At 39.8% G+C, this 19,236-nt stretch carries 17 protein-coding genes and 1 pseudogene; 9 read left to right on the top strand and 9 right to left on the bottom strand.

The window, feature by feature from the left end; translation table 11 throughout:
• Nucleotides 1-163 precede the first annotated feature (163 nt).
• Both JO40_RS07605 and JO40_RS07600 read left to right on the top strand, forming a co-directional pair.
• A complete protein-coding gene (locus tag JO40_RS07605; protein ID WP_144242257.1) occupies nucleotides 164-685 on the top strand; it encodes a hypothetical protein in 522 nt (173 codons plus the stop codon).
• Between the two features lie 255 nt (nucleotides 686-940).
• Complete coding sequence (locus tag JO40_RS07600) at nucleotides 941-2,068, top strand: RNA-splicing ligase RtcB (protein WP_044979754.1); 1,128 nt, start codon at nucleotides 941-943, stop codon at nucleotides 2,066-2,068.
• Nucleotides 2,069-2,213: 145 nt separating this feature from the next.
• On the opposite strand, the gene JO40_RS07595 is transcribed toward JO40_RS07600, so the two are convergent.
• The 3 genes from JO40_RS07595 to flgF form a co-directional block, all read right to left on the bottom strand.
• On the bottom strand, nucleotides 2,214-2,813 hold the full coding sequence (locus tag JO40_RS07595) for a rod-binding protein (protein WP_044978814.1): 600 nt from the start codon (nucleotides 2,811-2,813) through the stop codon (nucleotides 2,214-2,216).
• A gap of 52 nt (nucleotides 2,814-2,865) precedes the next feature.
• Nucleotides 2,866-3,660, bottom strand: a complete 795-nt coding sequence (gene flgG, locus JO40_RS07590) for a flagellar basal-body rod protein FlgG (RefSeq protein ID WP_044978813.1) — start codon at nucleotides 3,658-3,660, stop codon at nucleotides 2,866-2,868.
• Between the two features lie 111 nt (nucleotides 3,661-3,771).
• Entirely contained in the window at nucleotides 3,772-4,584 is an 813-nt protein-coding gene (gene flgF, locus JO40_RS07585) for a flagellar basal-body rod protein FlgF (RefSeq protein WP_044978812.1), read from the bottom strand.
• A 264-nt stretch (nucleotides 4,585-4,848) separates the two neighbouring features.
• On the opposite strand from flgF, the gene JO40_RS07580 reads away from it, so the two are divergent.
• Together JO40_RS07580 and JO40_RS07575 are read left to right on the top strand one after the other, a co-directional pair.
• Complete coding sequence (locus tag JO40_RS07580; RefSeq protein WP_002677466.1) at nucleotides 4,849-5,709, top strand: flagellin N-terminal helical domain-containing protein; 861 nt, start codon at nucleotides 4,849-4,851, stop codon at nucleotides 5,707-5,709.
• A gap of 167 nt (nucleotides 5,710-5,876) precedes the next feature.
• Nucleotides 5,877-6,566 carry a TVP38/TMEM64 family protein gene (locus tag JO40_RS07575; protein WP_044978811.1) on the top strand — a complete coding sequence of 230 codons (690 nt, stop codon included), beginning with the start codon at nucleotides 5,877-5,879 and terminating at the stop codon, nucleotides 6,564-6,566.
• Nucleotides 6,567-6,604: 38 nt separating this feature from the next.
• Here the strand turns inward: JO40_RS07575 and JO40_RS07570 are convergent, their stop codons facing one another.
• The 4 genes from JO40_RS07570 to JO40_RS07555 form a co-directional block, all read right to left on the bottom strand.
• Complete coding sequence (locus JO40_RS07570) at nucleotides 6,605-7,309, bottom strand: orotate phosphoribosyltransferase (RefSeq protein ID WP_044978810.1); 705 nt, start codon at nucleotides 7,307-7,309, stop codon at nucleotides 6,605-6,607.
• Nucleotides 7,310-7,462: 153 nt separating this feature from the next.
• Nucleotides 7,463-8,341 carry an NAD(P)-dependent oxidoreductase gene (locus JO40_RS07565; protein WP_044978809.1) on the bottom strand — a complete coding sequence of 293 codons (879 nt, stop codon included), beginning with the start codon at nucleotides 8,339-8,341 and terminating at the stop codon, nucleotides 7,463-7,465.
• A gap of 58 nt (nucleotides 8,342-8,399) precedes the next feature.
• Complete coding sequence (locus JO40_RS07560) at nucleotides 8,400-9,236, bottom strand: formate/nitrite transporter family protein (RefSeq protein ID WP_044978808.1); 837 nt, start codon at nucleotides 9,234-9,236, stop codon at nucleotides 8,400-8,402.
• Between the two features lie 94 nt (nucleotides 9,237-9,330).
• Nucleotides 9,331-11,106, bottom strand: a complete 1,776-nt coding sequence (locus tag JO40_RS07555) for a dihydroorotate dehydrogenase (RefSeq protein ID WP_044978807.1) — start codon at nucleotides 11,104-11,106, stop codon at nucleotides 9,331-9,333.
• Nucleotides 11,107-11,245: 139 nt separating this feature from the next.
• Here JO40_RS07555 and asnS point away from each other — a divergent pair.
• The 3 genes and pseudogenes from asnS (at nucleotide 11,246) to radC (ending at nucleotide 14,863) form a co-directional block, all read left to right on the top strand.
• Nucleotides 11,246-12,666: pseudogene (gene asnS, locus JO40_RS07550) on the top strand (asparagine--tRNA ligase).
• A 30-nt stretch (nucleotides 12,667-12,696) separates the two neighbouring features.
• A complete protein-coding gene (locus tag JO40_RS07545) occupies nucleotides 12,697-14,130 on the top strand; it encodes a D-alanyl-D-alanine carboxypeptidase family protein (RefSeq protein WP_044978806.1) in 1,434 nt (477 codons plus the stop codon).
• 55 nt (nucleotides 14,131-14,185) lie between these two features.
• On the top strand, nucleotides 14,186-14,863 hold the full coding sequence (gene radC, locus JO40_RS07540; RefSeq protein ID WP_044978805.1) for a RadC family protein: 678 nt from the start codon (nucleotides 14,186-14,188) through the stop codon (nucleotides 14,861-14,863).
• An 8-nt stretch (nucleotides 14,864-14,871) separates the two neighbouring features.
• Here radC and JO40_RS07535 read toward each other — a convergent pair whose 3' ends face one another.
• Nucleotides 14,872-15,726: a ComFC family protein gene (locus JO40_RS07535; protein WP_044978804.1), complete on the bottom strand. Its 855-nt coding sequence runs from the start codon at nucleotides 15,724-15,726 to the stop codon at nucleotides 14,872-14,874.
• A 74-nt stretch (nucleotides 15,727-15,800) separates the two neighbouring features.
• A complete protein-coding gene (gene argS, locus JO40_RS07530) occupies nucleotides 15,801-17,573 on the bottom strand; it encodes an arginine--tRNA ligase (protein ID WP_044978803.1) in 1,773 nt (590 codons plus the stop codon).
• A gap of 253 nt (nucleotides 17,574-17,826) precedes the next feature.
• Between argS and JO40_RS07525 the strand changes: the two genes are divergently transcribed.
• Nucleotides 17,827-18,435 (top strand): LemA family protein, encoded by a 609-nt coding sequence (locus tag JO40_RS07525; RefSeq protein ID WP_044978802.1) that lies wholly within the window; start codon nucleotides 17,827-17,829, stop codon nucleotides 18,433-18,435.
• Between the two features lie 5 nt (nucleotides 18,436-18,440).
• Nucleotides 18,441-19,235: a TPM domain-containing protein gene (locus JO40_RS07520; protein ID WP_044978801.1), complete on the top strand. Its 795-nt coding sequence runs from the start codon at nucleotides 18,441-18,443 to the stop codon at nucleotides 19,233-19,235.
• The last annotated feature ends 1 nt before the right edge of the window (nucleotide 19,236 follow it).

Here is a 19,236-nt window from a genome sequence, read left to right as displayed (position 1 = left end):
AAGCAAAAAATGATTGTAAACGGAAATTCTCTTTCTGATATTGCACTGGGCATAGCTTTTGTAGTCGTTGCTTATAGTATGATCTTTTTGATTTTTTTACATTATTACAGAGCATATTATAAAAAACATGATTGTTGGAATGATTATTTCCATAATAGGAGCTGTGCTGGCAATTATTTTTCCTCCATTGGGAATCATAATCGCTATTATTGGAATAATATCTATGATTTCAAAAATAATTTCCGTTATAAAAATGATACCTATGCTTTTATTGGGTATTTTATTTGCTGCCTTACTTTTTGCAGATATTTTAATCATAGAATTTAACCTATATGATCTTTTTGATTTTATGTATGGCACTATAAAAATATCTATTTTTGGGCTCAATTTTAGTTTTTCAAAAATAATGTTGGGATATATAAGCCTTTCAGCACTCACTTCACTTATCCTGGCGTTTAAGTATAGTCTAAAAAATGCAATGATGCGTCAAGTAGTCATCTTTATGGCAATACCGATAACCGCTTTAATTGTTTGGCTTGCACATACATTAATTTCAAATGCATTTTATCAGCCGTCCGAAGTACAACAAGTGGATATGCATAAAGGAGAGATTTTTATCAAAAGCTACCCAAGAAGTAATGGTACTATAGTTTCCGGTTATTGGAGACACTTACCACATAAATAAATATGCTATAACTAAAGGAGAAAATTTTATGAAAAAATTTCTTGTATTTCAAATACTCATATTAAGTATTACAATATTGGCAGCACTCTTACTCACCAGCTGCCTTTCATTAGATACATATTCAAATCAACCGGAAAGTTTTAGCAGTTAAATGATTAAGGCGGAACAGCAAACAGTTTTCCCTCACGCAATAGTCTTGTTGTTCTTCATAAAGCCCAATTTGACTTTTTATCTCTCTTATGTTAAAATATGCTTATGCAAATAATTGAAGGAACATACAACAATGCTAGTGTGATGATCGATTCAATCGATTCTGAAACCGAAAAACAAATTAAAACTTTTCTCAATCATAAGGCCTTTGAAGGCACAAATATAGCAATAATGCCGGACTGTCATGCAGGTAAAGGAGCCGTTATCGGTTTTACAATGAATATAGACAAATACATAATCCCAAACATTGTAGGTGTAGATATCGGCTGCGGAATTCTTTCGGCGCGGCTTAGTATAAAAAATCCGGATCTTGCAGAACTGGACAACTTTATCAAAAAAAATATCCCTCATGGCAGAGCCGTTCATCAGAATATAAAAATAGACAATAAAGAATTTGAAGAAGAAATTATAGAAGAATCAAAAAAGGTTCATATGGATGAAGATAGGGCTTTAAAAAGTATAGGAACATTAGGAGGCGGAAATCATTTTATAGAGCTTGGAAAAGATTCTCAAGGAAAACTGTGGCTCACGGTTCATTCGGGAAGCAGAAACCTAGGCCTTCAGATTGCCGGTTTTTATCAAAAAAAAGCACAGCAGCTTTTAGATGAACAAAAACTTCTCACGCCTGAAGATAAAAATTTGGAATATTTATTTACAGAAAGTGATGAAGGAAAAGCTTATTTAAGAGCAACCTATTTTGCTCAAAAATATGCAAAAGAAAACCGAAAAAAAATGATAGAATTGATCTCACAATTTTTAAATACGGAAATTGAAGAAACTGTAGAATCGGTTCACAATTTTATAGGTGAGGACGGCATCATCCGAAAAGGAGCAACTTCCGCCGGATTAAATGAAAGGCTTATTCTTCCTTTTAACATGCGTGACGGATTTGCATTTTGTATAGGGAAAGGAAATGATGACTACAACCAATCGGCTCCACATGGAGCAGGAAGAATTATGTCCCGCTCCAAAGCATTTAACGAACTTTCACTAAAAGATTTTCAAAAGGAAATGAAAAATGCCGGAATATTTACAACAACTGCAACAAAAAACACCTTAGATGAAGCTCCATCAGCTTATAAAAATAAGGAAATAATTCTAAAACACATTAAGCCGACTGCCGATATAAAAGATTTTGTAAAACCTATATATAACTTCAAAGCACCCAATTAGCATACTCTTACAACATAGGAATAAAATAGAAAAAATATTGCTTAATTTTTCTTATCGGTAATTTTAATTATCCCCTTTGAAGAATAACACGGCTATAAAGCAGTATCCAATCGGAAATTTTTAGTGTAATTACTCATTACCGATTTTAGCCTTTGCCTGAAAGTTCCAGATAGATTTGATCGGCGAGGCCGAAGCCGGCATTTTTGGTCATGCTGCGGCCGAGTTCGTCATACATCATGTCTTGGTACATCTTACCTGCAAAAGATTCGTCTCCTGCAAGAGTTTTACCTGTCAAAGTATTCCTCATAGAGTCGAGCATTATTTTTACAAAATAGGATTCAAACTCAAGGGCTTGTTCGTAAAGCTTACTCGTCCTGTCAATCGAATATTTTGAATGAACCGTCTCGCCGGATTTTCCAAAGGAGGAGGCCATGCCCTGAACCTCCCTGTGGGTGTCGGCCGGAACGGGATTTTCTATTTTCATCGATTTTAAAATATCGCCGGGGAGGCGGGTATCAAAGAGGGCTTCCGATTGGCCTGTTTTTAAGCCTGAGACGGAAGCAGAGTTTTCGCCCTGAATATTGGAAATAATGGAAGACGCTCTTTCAGAACCTCTAAGGGCTTCAAGCATTTGAGTAAAATTTTGTTGAGGTTTTGCCGATGCAGGGATTTCATTTTTATTTATCAAAGAATTTTTTACCTCTTCCCTGCCCGCTTGATTTGTTCCTATTTTGTTTACTTCCATTTCTTCCCTCCCAAGCCTTAATTAAAAATTATCTTTAAGAATTAACTAAAAACTATCGCTTTAAACTTACCGCAGTACCAAGCATATTGTCGCTTGTCTGGATAGCCTTCGAATTAAATTCGTAAGCTCTTTGAGCCACAATCATATTTACCATTTCGCTCACAGTTGAAACGTTTGACATTTCCAAAAACTTGTGCTCGGTTCTTCCGAAGCCCGTAAACCCCGGGCGCCCCGGAATAGCAGTACCTGATGCAGGGGTCTGTCTAAAAAGATTGGTACCCTCAGCTGAAAGACCTGCATTATTCTGGAAGCGGTAAAGCTCTATCTGGCCTACTTCTATAGGGTCATCTATATCGCCGACCTTAACTGTAACACGGCCGTCCCTGCTGACGGTAATAGTATTCTCTCGATAACCTTCCGGGAAAATGATTTCGGGCAAAACGCGTAAACCGTTTGAGGTTACAAGCTGGCGGTCTCTATCAATCTTAAAGGAACCGTCCCTTGTATAAGCATAGGTTCCGTCATATTGAAGAACCCTAAAAAAACCTTCACCCTGAATAGCTATATCGCTTGTTACGCCCGTATTTTGCAAGGAACCTTGTTCAAATATTCTCTGAGTGGCGGCAAGCCTTGCACCGTGTCCCATCTGAACTCCTACCGGAGTAATTGTGTCCTCAGTAGCAGGTGTGCCCGCAGTCTTTACCGTCTGATAGATGAGGTCTTCAAACTCCGCCCTCTGCTTTTTAAACCCGCTTGTGTTTACGTTTGCCAAGTTATTTGCAACCGTGTCGATGTTTGCCTGTTGAGTGTTCATGCCTGTTGCGGCCGTCCATAAACTTCTAACCATAATTTAACTCCTATAATAACACGATGTTTTGTGCAAAGCACAAAACTCGTAGATAAACAGTGAGGCTGAATTTCTGCCGAACTGTTTATCCTAACTCCTACCTTTTAACCTTTATTTTTTAACTGCTTCGTTCCATAGTTTGGCCATCATTGTATCTTCGGCCTGAATGGATTTTTGATTGGCCTCATAGGCCCTGTTTACTTCTATCATTCTAACCATTTCGTTTACGACATTTACATTGGAAGCCTCGATAAAGCCCTGCACTACAACGGGACGTGACGGTCCCTCGGCAGCAATGGCTTTTCCTGAAAGAGGTGTATCCAAATAAAAGCTTGTTCCGTTTTTGCTTAAATATCTGTCATTTTCAAATTCCACTATTTTTAAGCGGTCAAGATAAACGGAATCGCTTTCCGGCTCGGTAATTGGGCGTACATAGATTTGTCCGTCTTGGTTGATCTTATATTCCATGTCCTGTAAAAAGATGCGGCCGTTTTCTCCCATAACCGGATAGCCTTCCTTGGTCATAAGATAGCCTTCAACTCCGACCATGAAATTTCCGTTTCGAGTATACTTTTCGCCGTAAGGTGTTTCAACGGCAAAAAAGCCCTGCCCTTCCAAGGCTAAATCGGCCGGAGAGCTTGTCTGTTTTAAAGAGCCCTGCTCAAACTCGGTAAATATCTCGTTAGTTTCAACGCCGAGCCCCAGTTTTCCTATAATAGGGGCTATATCCGATGAACCGAATGGATTTTTTATTACACCGTCATCATTCAGCCTTTTTAAAAGCAATTCGGGAAAAGACTTTTGAACGGAAACATCTCTTTTAAAACTGGTCGTATCCAAATTAGCCAAATTATTTGAGATAACGTCCAACTGACGCTGCTGAGCAAGCATCCCGCTCGCCGCAGTATACCAACCTCTTACCATATAACCACCTCTTATATGATTTTCGGCATTGTAAATTTTTTTTTTAGAAAAAGGAATATAAAATTTTTGCAGGATTCCGTTGGATAAAAAATCCTAACTTTTTTCTTAAGTCTTTTTTTAGTTCTCCGATAAATGAAATAAGCACAGCTTAAATTTTAATGTGCTTCCGTCTTCTGCGGAAAGACAGAGGATCCGGAAATGACATATCGGCAGGGATGCCGCGGGAATTTTAGAATTGCCGAAAATCACCAAAGGAGTAGGAATATGATCATTAATCACAACATGAGCGCTATGTTTTCACAGAGGACATTGGGTCACACCAATTTGATGAACCAAAAAAACATAGAAAAACTTTCTTCAGGTTTACGTATTAACCGAGCGGGCGATGATGCATCCGGTTTGGCCGTATCAGAAAAAATGAGAAGCCAGATCCGCGGTTTGAACCAAGCAAGTGCCAACGCACAAAACGGCATTTCTTTTATTCAAGTTGCAGAAGCTTTCCTTCAGGAAACTACAGATGTTATCCAGAGAATCCGCGAACTCAGCGTTCAGTCTTCCAACGGTATTTACTCGGCAGAAGACAGATTGTACATTCAGGTTGAAGTATCTCAGCTCATCGCTGAAGTAGACCGAATTGCAAGCCACGCACAGTTTAACGGTATGAATATGCTTACCGGAAGGTTTGCTCAAGAAACCGGAGAAAACACCGTAACTGCTTCTATGTGGTTCCACATCGGTGCCAACATGGATCAGAGAACAAGAGCTTACATTGGAACAATGACAGCTAAGGCTCTCGGCGTTCGCAATGTCGGGGATGAATCGATTATGACTATCGATACACCCGAAACAGCTAACCGCGCTATCGGTACCCTTGATGAAGCTATCAAGAAAATCAACAAGCAAAGAGCCGACCTTGGTGCATACCAAAACAGACTCGAACTCACTGTTGTAGGTATCAATATCGCAGCAGAAAACCTCCAAGCCTCCGAATCACGAATCCGTGACGTAGATATGGCTAAGGAGATGGTAGATTATACCAAAAACCAGATTCTCACACAGTCCGGTACGGCAATGCTTGCACAGGCAAATCAGGCAACTCAGAGTGTCATGACCTTGTTAAGGTAAGCTGTAAACAGTTTGACGGAAAAGCGGTTCTAAAAAGAACCGCTTTTTTATTATCTACTTAATAACTTTAAAAAAATTCAGTTTTTTATAAATTCCGTATTGTCTATTCTTTTTGTTTTTAGTATAGTAAGATATAAAATTTAAGATGAACTTATAAAAATTCTAAAATGAAAAAAAAACTAACAGATAAATGGCGTAAAATCATTACTATAGGCTCAATAATTTTTCTTTTTTGTTTGAGTATCTTCCTCTATGTTTTTTGGGGAAAGCCTCTTATAAAATTTCTTATGGATGCAGAAAAAGTACATGCCTATGTTGAATCTCATCCTTTTTCAAGCCGTATATTTTTTATAGCTGCCGTTTTTTTGCAAGTAGTAGTTGCGGTAATTCCCGGAGGCCCTTTCGAAATAGGAGCAGGCTATGCTTTTGGAGCAATAGAGGGAGCCTTAGTATCATTGACAGGAATAGTAACCGCCGGTATTTTAATTTTTTTATTTGTAAAAAAATTCGGCAAAGCTGTAATAGAAATTTTCTTTTCTCCCGAAAAAATAGAATCCATAAAAATATTTAAAAACAAAAAAAGACTCCACCTCATAGTTTTTATCGTTTTTTTAATTCCGGGAACACCTAAGGACTTATTAACCTACATGGCAGGGCTTACACCTATACGTTTAAGCGAATGGCTCATACTAAGTACTCTTGCCCGTTTTCCGGCTATATTAGCGTCAACTATAACAGGAAAAAGTTTAGCCCAAAAAAACACGGGGCTTGCACTTGCAGTGTTTTTGATAGGGAGCATAGCGGCCTTTGCAGGAGTTTTAATTTTTAACAAACTAAATAGCCGTAAAAAAAGCTAAGTTTTTTTACGGCCACTAAAAAATATCTTAAAAAAATATCAGACCTTGGGAAAGCCCCGCTTTTCGCCCCAGCCGAAGGGATCGAGCCTCCATTCGGCAAGGCTCTTTTTATTTTCTTCGCTTATGTAATTTTGCCTTACGGCCTCATTCAGCATGATATCGTAATCTAAAATAGTTACGGGAATACAGGGCGGAGCTAATTCGGCAAAGGCTTTTTCGGCTTCTGCAAATCCGTAAGAAAAGATAGCAAAACAAAATGGAACATTTCCGTTTGCATTACGCACAGCCTCAACAGCCTTGATGGAGCTTCCCCCCGTCGAAATTAAATCTTCAACAACAAGTACATCAGCACCTTTATAATCCGCATTAGCACCCAAACCTTCAATCTGATTTTTTAGGCCGTGATCTTTTCCGCCTGAGCGTACATAGGAAACGCTTTTTTGCAAGAGGTCGCCCAAACTTACGGAATGAGGGATTCCTGCCGTTGCTGTTCCTGCAAGCCATTCGGGGTCAAAATCAACCGCTTTTAAAAGCTCTGCAAAGGCTTCGGCTATAGTACGGCGCATCTCAGGCAGGGCTAAAAAACGGCGGTTATCATTATAAATGGGCATACGGTAGCCTGATGCCCAAGTAAATGGATCGGCAGGAGATAGTTTTAAAGCCCCTAGTTCAAAAGCCGTTTTAGCCAAAAGCGGTCCATATTTTTTTTGAACCTCTGCAATTTTCTTTTCATCTTTGTGCATAAAATTTTCCTTTAGATAGTCTTATGGCTGCCCGTAAAAACTTTGTTAGATTTTTACAGGCAGCCGACGAGTTTTCCATAAGTCTTTATATTATGATGACTTATGGAAAACTCGCAAATTAGATTTAAGGAAACTCTCTAAAAACTGAAGTTTTTAGAGAGTCTTATAATATTCATAGATGGCTTGAGTTCCTTTTTCGGAATAACCTTCTTCATTCATCTTGTTAAAAAAGTTTTGTGCAAGCTCCAAAACGGGAATACGCAGTTTGAGTTCTTTTGCAACATTTAAGGTTATGTTTAAATCCTTTAAAAAGTGTTTAACATAAAAGCCCGGCGCAAAATCTTTTTTAAGCATTTTAGGCCCGTTGTTTAAAATCTGCCAGCTTCCTGCAGCACCGCCCCCGATAGCCGAAAGCATTTTTTGAGGATCAAGGCCTGCAGCCTCGGCATAGCAGACAGCCTCGACCGTGCCGAAAAGGTTTGCGGCTACGGCTATTTGGTTTGCCATCTTAGTGTGCTGCCCTGCCCCTGCACCTCCTTGAAGGGCCCAAGTCTTCCCCATACAGGCAAAAAAAGGCTCCAACTCCTTAAAGGCTTTTTCATCTCCGCCTGCCATAATCGAGAGGGTGCCGTTTTTAGCCCCTATATCTCCGCCTGAAACGGGAGCATCTACAGAAAAACAGCCCTTTTTCTTTGCTTCATCATAAATCTTTTTTGCCAAAATCGGGCTTGAGGTTGTCATATCCGCAAAAATCGTTCCGGGCTTTGCGGTTTTTAATAAACCCTTTTCTCCTAAATATATTTCTTCAACGTCTTGCGGATAGCCTACTATGGTAAAAATAATTTTACAATTGGGAGCAAGGCTTGCCGGGTCGTCATACCAAACAGCCCCCTTTGAAAGAATCTCTTCAGCGGATTTTTTTGTGCGTGTAAAAACATGCATCCTAGCACCGGCCGCTCTTAATCTTTCGGCCATGCTTTTTCCCATAACTCCAAGGCCTATAAAGCCCGCATCGCAATTTTCAACCTTCATAATTTAAAGTCTCCCTTAATAAAAATTTTTTGCAGGAAGCAGAAACTTCCGAAAAAAATTATTTTTTCTTATAGCAAATCCAATAAAACATTCCGACAAAAAAGGCTCCGCCTATTATGTTCCCGATGGTAACGGGCATTAAATTCTTTATAAAAAAAGCAGCCCAATTTATATTTGAAAGAGCCTCGGCTGAAAGACCGGAAGCGGCAGCATAGGCCGGAACGCTTTTCGAGAAAATCCCTGCGGGGATATAATACATGTTTGCAACACTGTGCTCAAAACCTGAAGTTATAAAAAGCCAAATCGGGAAAAAAGCGGCAAGCATTTTTCCGGTCATATCCTTAGCACCATAGCAAAGCCAGACTGCAAGGCAAACCAGCCAATTACACATGATTCCTAAAAAAACTGCCTGCACAAAAGAAAGAGAAACTTTACCGTAAGCAATCTTTACGGTAATTCCGCCCAAAAGGCTTGCTCCGCTTGAAAGCTGTCCGCTTTGTACAATCAAAAAAGCAATAAAAACAGAACCTATAAGATTCCCGATATAAACGGCAATCCAGTTTTTAAGCATTGCAGTAAGACTTACTTTTTTTTCTAAAACGGCTGCAATGATTAAATTATTTCCCGTAAAAAGCTCGGCTCCGGCAAGGAGCACCAAGATAAGGCCTACAGGAAAGATAAGCCCTGCAACGAATTTTCCAAGCCCGTAAGTTTCAGGTTTTGCAAAAAGCCCGCAGGCAGCCATATTGGAGCCTTCCGAAGCAAAAGCAATAAAAACCCCTGCTAAAAATCCTAAGCAAAGAAGCTTCCACACAGGAGTCGAAGCCTTTACAATACCCTTTTGTACCGTTACTTCCAAAATCTCGGCCGGATCACAATACATTTTTTCAGACATAACTTTATCCCTTATATGCAGATTATATCATAGAACACTTTAGTTTTCAATCGTTTTGCTGTAATGTGTCCTATAACGGATTATTTTGAGCAATTTAATAAAAATTATCAATCCTATCCAAACTTACAAAGGTTCCTTTTTTACAGGTTAAGATGTTTCCGCAAGAACACTCTCCGCAAATTCCCACACCGCACATCGTATTCATCTCTAATGACATAAAAATCTGAGGCTTTCGGACTCCCAATTTTAAAAGGATTTCTGAAGCACGGCGCATAAATATCATAGGGCCTACCAGATAAGCGGCAAAGAATTCCGGCTTTGAGATATTTTCAGACTTAGACCGAATGGGAAGACCTGTATTTTTTTCAATAATGTCTTTTTGGAATTGATTTAAAACCCTGCCGATAACGCCCTTGTCGGCTATCTTTTTATATGCTCCGCATTCGATTAGAATTTTTTCGATGCCGTTGGGTCCCTTTTTTCTAATTTCTTCGGAAGTTCCCACATAGGTAGAAATTAAAGTTCCCTGTTTTTTTAGGCGCTTTGCAAGAGCCGGTAATACTGCAACTCCTGTTCCGCCGGCAATTAAAAGGGCATTTTCGGTTTTAGGCGGCCTTATTCCTTTGCCGTAAGGCCCCCTCATATAGATTGTATCCCCTTCTTTTAGTTTAAAAAGAGCTTCGGTAAATGGACCGCGTTTTTTTATTATAAGGCTTATAGGATCGGCTTCCGCAAGGGAGAAGGGCTTTTCTCCAACTTCGGGAATCCATAAAAACACAAATTGACCGGCTTCGAATTTACATTTTCCGTTTAGGGTAATGATTATAATATCTTCACTTTCTTTTTCGATTTTTACGATGGTTTTAGCTTCATACTCCAAGGCCTTGTTTTTGCGCAAAAAGGAGGAAGTTTTGTCGGTTTCTTTTCCGCGTATGCAGTTTAGAGCATCTGAGGCAAGGTTTTGAAAAAACGGCTTTAAATCATCCTGCTCAAGCATACCGCACGCAGAGCCTATGCCTATTATATCGGCACCCGCTTTGATGAGTTCGGCTGCTTGAGAGCCTGTCATAACGCCGCCCATTCCGATTATAGGAATTTCTTCTCCTACAGCCTTCCGTATTTGCCCGATACATTCTAAAGCCCTTGGAAACACCCATTTGCCGCTCATGCCGCCCTTTCCGCCGAGTTTATTTTGTAAGATGGGCTTTCCCGAATGGGGTTCAATGTAAACCGTGGGGCCTACAGTGTTGATAGCCGTTATGCCGTCTGCCCCGGATTCGATTACGGCGGAAGCTATGGCTCCTATATCTTCAACATTGGGGGTAAGTTTTACAAAAATCGGCACGGCACAATCAGGGTTGGCTTTTTTTATCGCCTTTACGTATTCTGAGGCAATCGCAGGGTCGCAGCCTATGGAGGCACCGAAGCCTGCCGAAGCATGGGGACATGAAAAATTAAGCTCAAAGCAGTCGGCTAATTCTTCAAAGCCCTTCACAAGGCTGATAAAATCTTCGGGATTTGAGGCCGAAAGGGAAACGTTTAAAATAGAATCGGTTTTCCATGAGGAGCGGAGCTCTTTTAGCTCTTTTACGGCCTGTTCCATTCCGCAGTTACGCAAGCCCACAGAATTGCCGAAACAGCCCAGTTCGGGCTCACAAAGGATGGGTTCGCGGTTTCCCGGATTAGGCAGCACTTGAAAACTCTTTGTGGTAACAAGGCCGAAACCCAGCTCATCGGCGCAATATCTTATCAAATTAGGTTTTGTAGAAAGAACACCTGAAACGGTTGCAAGTAAAGGCTCCGCCCTTCCTTCCCTCGCTGCAAGCCCTGCATTTTTAATTTTTTGTATTATTTCAGCCTTGTTTTTCATTTCCCCTCCTTGCCGATTTTTCTATCTATTGATATTCATGTAATTTTATCACATTGAATAGGAGCGGTCAATAGAATAAAAATTTAATAAAAATTTAATTGCTTGACAGAATCGGAATTTGACATATAATATACCTATTATGATACATTTAATTAAAGATATTTTAACCTCCGAACCGAAAGGCCAAGCAATCGATGTTTACGGCTGGGTTCGCACAAAGCGGGAAACCAAGAATTTGGTTTTTATTGAGATCAATGACGGCTCTTGTTTTGCCTCCATTCAGGCAGCATTTGACAGGGATACCGGTCTCGATAATAATACTGAAGCTCTCTTAAAAAAAGCCGGTACCGGAGCTTCGGTAAAGGTTTCAGGTAATCTCGTTCCCTCCCCTGCGGCAGGGCAAAGTGTTGAACTTCAGGCTAATAATATCCATATTTTCGGTGAGGCTGATCAGGAAAAATATCCTTTACAAAAAAAGCGTCATAGCATGGAATTTTTAAGAGAAACGGCTCACTTGAGGGCACGTACCAATACCTTCGGGGCTGTTGCACGCGTGAGGAGCCAGATGGCCTATGCGATTCACACCTTTTTTAATGAAAGAGGTTTTCAATATGTGCATACGCCTATTATTACCGGCTCGGACTGCGAGGGTGCAGGCGAAATGTTCCATGTTACGACCTTCGATATAGAAGAAACGGTAAAAAAAGCTTTAAGAGAAAAAAGGATCCCGATTCTTTTAAAATAGATTATTCTCAAGATTTTTTCGGCAAGCAGGCTAACCTGACCGTTTCAGGCCAGCTTGAAGGAGAAGCCTATGCAACGGCTCTTTCTCGAATTTACACCTTCGGCCCGACCTTCAGAGCGGAAAACTCGAACACAAGCCGCCACCTTGCAGAATTTTGGATGGTAGAACCCGAAATGTCCTTTTTTACCATAAAAGAAAACATGGAGCTGGCAGAAGATTTTATCGTCTACCTTTTAAAATGGGCCTTGGAAAAATGCAAAGAGGATTTGGCCTTTTTTGATTCAAGAATCAAAAAAGGGCTTATCGAGATGCTCAAAAATGTCGTAAACACACCCTTTACACGCCTTACCTACACTGAGGCTATAACCGAACTTGAAAAGCACGTTGACCGCTTTGAGTTTAAGCCCTATTGGGGCTGCGACCTCCAGAGCGAGCATGAAAGATTTTTGACCGAGGAAGTGTATAAGGGGCCGGTAATAGTTACAAACTATCCCAAGGAGATTAAATCCTTTTATATGAAGTTAAACGAGGACGGAAAAACCGTGCGGGCAATGGACGTACTTGTACCGGGCTTGGGCGAAATAATCGGAGGCTCCCAAAGAGAAGAAAACCTCGATATTTTACAAGGGCGAATTAAGGAATTGGGTTTAAGGGAAGAAGACTATTGGTGGTACCTTGACCTCCGCCGATACGGTACGGTTCCTCATTCGGGCTTCGGGCTCGGCTTTGAGCGTCTCCTCCTATATGTTACGGGTATGGCAAACATAAGGGATGTTATCCCTTTCCCGCGGGCACCAAAGTCGGCAGAGTTTTAACTCTTACTAAAAATTAAGACCTTAAAAAAAATGAAACACGGCACAAAAGGAATTATAAAATTTATTTTTGTTCTTTTTGCTGCTGTGTTTTTTTGTGTTTTGAGCCTTGCAGGTTTTGTTTTTTTCCATGTTTCGGAATTAAAAAAAGCACAGCCTCTTGAGGTTTCACAAGAAGAAAAAAAAGCGGCTCTTAAAACCTTTTACAGCCGGCATAAGATTAACTCAGACTTTCCGCCCCTTAATTCCATAGAAAATTTTTTGCCCGTAAAATCATCGTCTTCTAATATTAACCCCTCGGCCAAAAAAATAGAATTACCTAAAATCGATGCCGAGTCCTACATTCTTATTCACGCAAAAACCGGAACGATTTTAGCCGAATACAATGCCGATAAAATAATCCCTCCGGCTTCCCTTACAAAGCTGGTAACAATTTATACCATGCTTCAAAAGCCTGAGTTTAAAGATTTGGAAAAGATCGTTTTTCCGCCTAAGGAGGCTTGGGCCATTTTTCTGCCCAAAGGAGCGGCGTGGATGGGCTTGGGAGAAAATCAAAGTTTAAGTATAGGAGAATTGATAAGGGGAATGGCTGTTTGCTCGGGGAATGATGCAGCCCTTGCAGCTGCCCTGCTTACGGAAGGAAGTCTTAAAAAGTTTACGTTCAAAATGAACGAGGCCGTTAAGAAGATGGGACTAAGATCCACCCGCTTTGAGGATTCTTCGGGCTTAAGCGAAAAAGATCAAACCACGGCAAGGGACTTTGCCTTATTTTCCCTTCACTATTTAAAACAATATCCTGAAAACTTAAAAAAGTTTCATTCGGTTAGTTCAATCAACTATCCTCAAAAACATAATCTTATCAAAAAGAATTCCGCCGGTTTAAAGCAGTTTCAAATTAAGCCGGCTACCAATACCCTCCTAAAAAAAATAGAAGGCTGTGACGGTTTAAAGACCGGCTTTATCTACGAGTCCGGTTTTAATATTTCGCTTACGGCTCAAAAAAACGGAGAGCGTTTTATTGCAGTTATCTTAGGAGGAAAATGGAAAAATTTTGATGATGGGATTTCCACACGGGAAAAAAATTCCATCAAACTTATGAATTTTGCATTCGATAATTTTACAAGTTTCGACATAAGGGAGCACAACAAAATTAGAAGAAGTGTAAGCGTCCTAGGTTCAAACCTCGCTCCTAAGACTTCTGCCTTTATACCTCTCCTCGCCGATGAGGCCTTTTCGCAAGACTATCTTACGGTATTTAAACACGATGAGCGGCATATAGAACAGGTTATAACTTTACCCGATTCAATAAGAGCGCCCCTTTTTGCAGGTCAGCAAATAGGAACACTTGAATACCGTATAAAAGAATCAGACATTGTGCTAAAGACCATTCCTCTTATCTGCCCAATCGATATAAAAGAAGGCTCCGCTTTTAGAAAATTTATAGACGGATTTTATCAAAAACTTTAATCGATAATTTTATAAAAAGTACTAAATATTTCAAATAATACATATAACATAATTGATGATAGACTATAAAAATTCGTCCAATACGGACAAACCCGATATGAGGGAAAGGCTTTTAGAGTACGGGCCTCAAAATTTAAGCGACTCTGATTTGGTGGCCATTCTTTTACGCACAGGTATTAAGGATAAACCCGTAAAAGAGTTGGCCGATGATATTATTCTGCACATCGATAGGGCAAAGCCTGAAAAAATTGAGGGCTATCTGCGTTCTATCCGCGGGATGGGGGATTCAAAAATAGCAACAATACTTGCTGCTATGGAATTGGGAAGAAGGTATTATGACAACAAGAGCCGCACTATTTCACACCCGACAGATGTAGTTCCGCTTTTACAGCACTACGCCGACAGGAATCAGGAACATTTTATCTGCATCTCCTTAAACGGAGCAAACGAAATTATTGCAACCCGTGTTGTAAGCGTCGGGACTATCAATCGAACAATTGTGCATCCCCGTGAAGTGTATTCCGACCCTTTAAAAGACAGGGCAGCTTCAATAATTGCAGCCCATAATCATCCTTCGGGAAATTTGGAGCCCTCAAAAGAAGATATGGAATTGACAAGGCGCCTTTACGAGGCCGGAAAAATCTTAGGCATCAAACTTTTGGATCATATAATCTTAGTCCCGAACGGAAATTTTTTCAGCTTTGTACAAAGCGGAACAAGGTTCGATATTTAAAAAGGTGCTTAATCAAAAAAGAGACAGAGGCCGATCACTTCTTTGCAGCCTCCCTCTTTTAATGCCTCCGCACAAAAGTTAAGGGTTGCTCCGGTAGTCATAACATCGTCTAAGATTATGAGCTTTTCCGGTAAAGGTTGTTTTGAGTTTTTCGATTTTAAAAAGGATCTTTGCCTTTTTAAAAAAATCTTTCTTTTTAGATTGCTTGCCCGTTTTTCTTTGGAAAGACTTTTTTGAGAAGCCCCGTCCCTTCGCTTTAAACAACGCAAGATTGGAAGATTATAAATATGTTCCAAATAAAGAGACATATCTTCTATTTGATCCCAGCCCTTGGTTTTAATCTTTTTAGGACGGGGCGGAACCGGCACCATCGGAATATGTTGAAGTTCAGGCACCCCTTCGATAAAGGAAGCAAGGGCAGAAGCATAGATTCCTGCAAAGCCCCGCATGTTTTGATTTTTCCATAAACGCAAAACTTCTCCTCCCCTGCCCTTGTAAGGATAGATGGTGTAAACCTTTTTGAGAAAATCGGATTGAATGAGAAGATGTTTTGCACAATCTTCCTTTTCGGTCTTTTCCCTTTCTTCTGTTCTTAGATTTTCTTTTTCTCTTAATTTAGCCCTGCAGTCCGTGCAAAATTCTTTTTCGGAAATTAAAATTTTTCCGCAAGATGAACAAAACTTTTCAGGATTTTTAAGCCGGAACAAAACAGGCTCGGTAATTTCTTTTTGTAAACATTTGCTGCACAACGGAATACCCGTTCCCGTTTCTTCCCCGCAAAAGAAACAAACTTGCGGACAAATTATTCGGGCATAAATATTCCGCAGATAAGTCAAAGCTCTTAGTTTAATTTTTTTTATCATGATAATACTCCTATTAGTATTATCATAATTTTATAAATCGTTTAGTAATTTTAAAAAAATAATTTATAAAAAGTTTACATTATTTCCATAAACGGAATGAGTACCAAGTTCATTGCATTTTGAAGCACTATCTTTGTAGCCCTTGCCAATTCCATTCTTGTATAGGAAAGGTCGGCATTTTCTCCCGAAAGAATGGGGCAATCCCTGTAGAAGCGGCTGAATGCCTTTGAAAGCTCATAAAGATAAGCTGTAAGGGCACTCGGATCTTTACGCAAGGCCGCCCGTTCAACTTGTTCAGGGAAGTCTTCTAAGGTCTTTAACAGTTCCCATTCGGATTCAGTTGTCAAAAGAGAAGCATTGAGTTTTCCGTTCTTTAACTTTTCTTTGCCTTCGGCTGTTTCGGCCTTTCTTAAAATAGAAGAAATTCTTGCACCCATGTATTGAAGATAGGGGCCTGTGTTTCCGGTAAAAGAAAGGGACTCTTTAGGATTAAAAAGCATATCCTTTTTAGGGCTTACCTGTAAAAGAAAATAATGCAGGGCTCCGACGGCAATGTTTTCGGCAGCAGCTGAGGCATCGCCCACTTCCTTTTCTCTTCCGTTTTCTTCAATTTTTTTTAAGGCCTCATCTTGCAAAGAATTGATAAGGTCATCGGCATCCACAACCGTACCTTCGCGGCTTTTCATTTTTCCTTCAGGCAGGTTTACCATTCCGTAAGAAAGATGATAGAGGTCGTCAGACCATTCAAAGCCGAGCTGTTTTAAAACATAAAAAAGAACCTTAAAGTGATATTCCTGTTCGTTTCCTACAACATAGATCAGCTGATTAAAAGGCCAATCCTTGTGGCGGGAAATTGCCGTACCTATGTCCTGAGTCATATAAAGAGAGGTTCCGTCGCTTCTCAGCAATACTTTTTTGTCGAGCTTGATTGGAGAAAGGTCAACCCAAACGGAACCGTCCTCTTCTTTATAAAAAACTCCGGCCTCCAAACCTTTTAATATCTGATCCTTTCCTTTTAAATAAGTTTCGCTTTCAAAATAAAGTTTATCAAAAGAGATGCCCGTCCTCTTGTAGGTTTCCTTAATACCGTCTATCGCCCAGCCATTCATTTTCTTCCAAAGATCGATAAGAGCTTTGTTCTCTCCGGCTTCCCAATCCAAAAGCATCTGCTTTGCCTCGGCTTCTGCCTTTTCGGGATTTTCCTGACTGTATTTATGGAAAGCAACATACATATCCCCGACAAAGCGGTCAGACTTTATGTTTTCGCTTTCGGGAGTTTTTCCTTCGCCGAATTTTTGATAGGCTATCATGGACTTACAGATATGAACGCCCCGATCGTTTATAATGTTTACCTTAAAAACATCGGCCCCGCAAAATTTTAAAATACGCGAAATACTTTCACCCAAGGCATCGTTACGCAGATGGCCGAGGTGAAGAGGCTTATTTGTGTTTGGGCTTGAAAACTCAACCATAATTCTTTTGCCTGAAAGAGAAGAAGTTTTCCCGTAATTTTCTTTTTCCTTTAAAACCTTATCCAAAACATTCGAGGCTAAATCCCCTTTGGCAAGAAAGATATTTAGATAAGGGCCAATCGCCTTAGGATTCCCGTATTTTTTTATATCTTCGTTTTGTAAAATGCGGGCACAAACATCCGATGCAATCTTAGCCGGAGCGGCTTTAAAGCTCTTTGCAAATGTGAAAAGAGGAAAGGCTACATCTCCCATCTCAGGATTAGGAGGAGTTTCCATATTTATCTGTTCAGGCAAAATCTTACCGCATGATTCGGGAGCTATATCGTTTAAAGTTTCGGCAATAATTTTTTGCCATGTAGTTTTAATATCTTCCATAAGATACGGAGTATAACGGATTTTTTAAAAGTTTTCAATCGGGGTTAAGGTAATGTAAAAATTTTATGTTAAAGTAAGCGGTAAAAAATTCAGCAGTCGTTTTTTTGTTTCTTATTTTCGCAACTGCAAAAATATAAAAGCATTTATAAACAAATAGAAGACTGTAATTTGCATTATTGCCTTCTACTTGTTTTTTTATATAAAATTTGTTAGATTAAATATAACTTATTTTAATATTTTATCAGGAGTTGTTATGAGCAAGGGTTTAAAAACCGGATTAATTATTTTGGCTGTTGTTCTTGTTTTAGCGTTCGGCTTATATAATTTTTTTGTAGGAACATATAATTCTATTATTAAAGCAGAAGAAGAGGTAAAGTCTGCATGGAGCCAGGTAGAAAATGTTTATCAAAGGCGTTTTGATTTAATTCCCAATTTGGTAAATACCGTAAAAGGCTACGCAAGCCATGAGGCAAAGGTCTTTACGGATATTGCAGAAGCAAGGTCTAAGGCCGGCGGTGTTATGCAAGTTTCAGATGAGGTTTTAAATAATCCCGAATCCTTTGAAAAATTTCAACAAGCCCAAAGCGAGCTTGGAGCGGCTTTACAGCGTTTACTTGTTATTACCGAAAACTATCCTGAGTTAAAGGCAAATCAAAATTTTATGGATTTACAAACTCAGCTTGAAGGAACCGAAAACCGCATTGCCGTTGAACGAAAAAGATATAATGAAGCCGTTCAATCATACAATGTTTATATAAGACAATTTCCTCGTTCTATTATTGCCAATATGAACGGTTTTAGGGAAAAGGCTTATTTTAAAGCTGATGATCAAGCCTCATCCGCTCCTAAGGTAAACTTCTAAAAATTATGCAAAAAGATAAAATCTTAAAAAAGATAATTGTTTTATGCTTTTTTATCTTTTATAATTTTAATTCTTTCGGCTTAGCTGTTCCTCCGCTTTCCGGTCCTGTGGTTGACAAAGCCGGAATCCTTTCGAGGGACGAATCCGAAAAAATAGAAAATTTTCTTTTGGATTTAAACAATAGGTCTCAAATTCAAATAGCGGCTCTGATAATTCCATCCTTAGAAGGCGAATCTATCGAAGATTATTCTATGCAGGTTGCTGAAGAATGGAAGCTCGGTTCTAAAGAAAAAGACTCAGGAGCTATTTTAGTTGTTGCAGTTAACGATAAAAAACTCCGTATTGAAGTAGGTTATGGACTTGAAGAAAATCTAACCGATTCCCGAAGCGGTCAAATCATCCGAAGTATTATTGCCCCTCAGTTCCGTTCGGGTAATTACGGTGAAGGAATTTATGACGGGCTTAAGGCTATGGCGGCTTATGCCTCAGAAGATGAAAGCCTCTTAAAAGAAATCAATGCATCAGATGAAGATGATGAAGACGGATTTCCTCCGGTTTTATTGTTTTTAATTTGTGTCTATATTTTAATTTCAAGATTTTCTCCGGGCGGGCTTTTTTGGATATTTTACTTGCTTTCTCGAAGAGGCAGAGCCGGACGTCCTTTTAGCGGAAGATCATCTTCAAGAAGTTCTTTTTTCGGCGGTTCGATAGGAAGATCGTCAGGAGGCGGTTTTTCAGGCGGAGGCTTTTCAGGAGGCGGAGGCAGCTTCGGCGGAGGCGGTGCTTCGGGAGGTTGGTAAT

Origin of the sequence: Treponema putidum (genome assembly GCF_000755145.1) — a bacterium.
Classification (GTDB): Bacteria; Spirochaetota; Spirochaetia; order Treponematales; family Treponemataceae; genus Treponema_B; species Treponema_B putidum.
Note: the sequence above shows the minus strand (reverse complement) of the source record. Positions and strands in the feature narration are given on the sequence as shown.

Bases quoted from the DNA above. Each gene is read 5' to 3' on its own strand.
- JO40_RS07600 (WP_044979754.1), top strand. From the start codon at position 941: ATGCAAATAATTGAAGGAACATACAACAATGCTAGTGTGATGATCGAT.
- JO40_RS07595 (WP_044978814.1), bottom strand. From the start codon at position 2,813: ATGGAAGTAAACAAAATAGGAACAAATCAAGCGGGCAGGGAAGAGGTA.
- flgG (WP_044978813.1), bottom strand. From the start codon at position 3,660: ATGGTTAGAAGTTTATGGACGGCCGCAACAGGCATGAACACTCAACAG.
- flgF (WP_044978812.1), bottom strand. From the start codon at position 4,584: ATGGTAAGAGGTTGGTATACTGCGGCGAGCGGGATGCTTGCTCAGCAG.
- JO40_RS07580 (WP_002677466.1), top strand. From the start codon at position 4,849: ATGATCATTAATCACAACATGAGCGCTATGTTTTCACAGAGGACATTG.
- JO40_RS07575 (WP_044978811.1), top strand. From the start codon at position 5,877: ATGAAAAAAAAACTAACAGATAAATGGCGTAAAATCATTACTATAGGC.
- JO40_RS07570 (WP_044978810.1), bottom strand. From the start codon at position 7,309: ATGCACAAAGATGAAAAGAAAATTGCAGAGGTTCAAAAAAAATATGGA.
- JO40_RS07565 (WP_044978809.1), bottom strand. From the start codon at position 8,341: ATGAAGGTTGAAAATTGCGATGCGGGCTTTATAGGCCTTGGAGTTATG.
- JO40_RS07560 (WP_044978808.1), bottom strand. From the start codon at position 9,236: ATGTCTGAAAAAATGTATTGTGATCCGGCCGAGATTTTGGAAGTAACG.
- JO40_RS07555 (WP_044978807.1), bottom strand. From the start codon at position 11,106: ATGAAAAACAAGGCTGAAATAATACAAAAAATTAAAAATGCAGGGCTT.
- JO40_RS07545 (WP_044978806.1), top strand. From the start codon at position 12,697: ATGAAACACGGCACAAAAGGAATTATAAAATTTATTTTTGTTCTTTTT.
- radC (WP_044978805.1), top strand. From the start codon at position 14,186: ATGATAGACTATAAAAATTCGTCCAATACGGACAAACCCGATATGAGG.
- JO40_RS07535 (WP_044978804.1), bottom strand. From the start codon at position 15,726: ATGATAAAAAAAATTAAACTAAGAGCTTTGACTTATCTGCGGAATATT.
- argS (WP_044978803.1), bottom strand. From the start codon at position 17,573: ATGGAAGATATTAAAACTACATGGCAAAAAATTATTGCCGAAACTTTA.
- JO40_RS07525 (WP_044978802.1), top strand. From the start codon at position 17,827: ATGAGCAAGGGTTTAAAAACCGGATTAATTATTTTGGCTGTTGTTCTT.
- JO40_RS07520 (WP_044978801.1), top strand. From the start codon at position 18,441: ATGCAAAAAGATAAAATCTTAAAAAAGATAATTGTTTTATGCTTTTTT.